The 294-nt window shown below is 44.6% G+C and carries 1 pseudogene; it reads left to right on the plus strand.

The annotated features are described in order from the left end of the window. A pseudogene (locus ACNKXV_RS14320) lies at positions 1-256 on the plus strand (hypothetical protein); the annotation flags it as partial. Positions 257-294 lie beyond the last annotated feature (38 nt).

The raw sequence follows: 294 nt of genomic DNA on the forward strand, positions 1-294 counted from the left end.
TGGTGATTTGTTGGTGTTTGCTTCCGACCGTCCGGGCGGATATGGGGGATATGACTTGTATTACTCCAAGAAAACAGTGAGCGGATGGTCAGAACCAGTCAACCTCGGGCCTCAAATCAATTCTGTACATGATGAATACAGACCGGTAGTCTCATCCTATCCTGAGTTCGCCAATCAATTGATGATTTTCTCTTCCAATCGGCCCGGAGAAATGGGAGGATTTGATCTGTATTTTGTTGGTATTCCGAAGTTTTGATGTGAAATAAAGGTTGCCTTTCCCAACTAGTTCCTAAC

This window comes from Christiangramia aquimixticola, assembly GCF_048285835.1.
Taxonomy (GTDB): domain Bacteria; phylum Bacteroidota; class Bacteroidia; order Flavobacteriales; family Flavobacteriaceae; genus Christiangramia; species Christiangramia aquimixticola.